This is a genomic window from Streptomyces sp. NPDC021622 (assembly GCF_040640795.1).
In the GTDB taxonomy this organism is placed as follows: domain Bacteria; phylum Actinomycetota; class Actinomycetes; order Streptomycetales; family Streptomycetaceae; genus Streptomyces.
Genome location: NZ_JBFACK010000049.1, coordinates 1 through 1,412, shown reverse-complemented (window position 1 = coordinate 1,412; position 1,412 = coordinate 1). Strand labels below are relative to the sequence as shown.

The 1,412-nt window shown below is 68.6% G+C and carries 1 protein-coding gene; it reads right to left on the bottom strand.

From position 1 onward, the window contains the following. Nucleotides 1-1,412, bottom strand: a 1,412-nt coding sequence (locus tag AB0G47_RS40855; protein ID WP_360781193.1) for a condensation domain-containing protein, incomplete at both ends; no start/stop codon positions are given.

Here is a 1,412-nt window from a genome sequence, read left to right as displayed (position 1 = left end):
GCCGCGTCGTCGAGCATGTAGGCGATGCGCTCGTCGGGGTGGGCCAGGTCGATCGGCAGGTAGGCCGCGCCCGACTTCAGGATCGCGAGCACCACTGTGATCATGTCCAGGCCGCGCGGCAGCGCCATGCCCACGACCCGCTCCGGCCCGGCGCCCCGCGCCGTCAGCTCGCCGGCGAGGCGGTCTGCGCGGTCATTCAGTTCGGTGTACGTCCAGGACGTGTCGCCATGGATGACCGCGACGTTGTCCGGTCCAGACTCCACCTGTGCCACGAACAGTTCCGGGAACGTCTGCGGCCGGACGTCGGGGCGGGCCGTGTCGTTCCACACCTCCAGGATCCGGTGGCGCTCGCTCTCCGGGAGGATCTCGACCCGTCCGATGGGCAGACCGGGGTCGGCCAGGACCGTCTCGAGGACACGCAGGAACCGGGCGCCGATCGCCTCGACCTCCGACACGTCGAACAGGTCGGTGGCGTATCCCAGTCGCAGCATGAGGCTGCTTTCGCTGAGCATCGCGGCGAGGCTGAGCGGGTAGTGGGTGGCGTCCTTGCCCTGGAGGCCGGAGACCCGGACCCGGCCGTCGCCGAGGGTCAACGAGTCGGTGTCCAAGGGGTAGTTTTCGAAGACGGTGAGGGTGTCGAAGAGGTCGCCGACGCCGGCGATCCGCTGAATGTCCGCCAGCCCCAGATGCTGGTGCGCCATCAACCCGACCTGCTCAGCCTGCACCCGGCCCAGCAACTCCTCCAACGACAGACCCGGGTTCAAACGGACCCGCACCGGCAGGGTGTTGATGAACAACCCCACCATCGACTCCACACCCGACACCTCCGGCGGACGACCCGACACCGTCGCACCGAACACCACGTCATCGCGACCCGTCAGACCACCCAACACCAGCGCCCACACACCCTGGACCACCGTGTTCAACGTCAGACCCCGACCACGAGCCCACGCCTCCAACTCAGCCGTACGCTCCCGCGAAAGACCCACCTCGACGTACTCCGGCAGTCGCTGCTGCCTGGCCTCGGTGTCCGGAGCGATACGGGTCGGCTCGGACACATCCCCGACGACCCGCGTCCACGCCTGCTCGGCCTCGGTCCGGTCGCGCCGGGCCAGCCACTCCACGTAGTCGCGGTACGGCGTCACCCGCCCCACGGCCCGGCTGTTCCCGTCGGCCTCGTAGAGCGCGAACAGGTCCTGGAACAGCAACGGGTAGGACCAGCCATCCAGGATGATGTGGTGGTTGGAGAGCACGAACCGCCAGCGGTCCTCGCCAAGCCGCACCAGGGAGAACCGCAGCAGCGGGGCCTGCGTCAGATCGAAGCGACCTCGTTCCTCGTCGAGCATGCGTGCCAACTCGGCGTCCTGGTCGGTGGAGTTGAGGGCACTGAGGTCCTCCTCGCGCCACGGGAT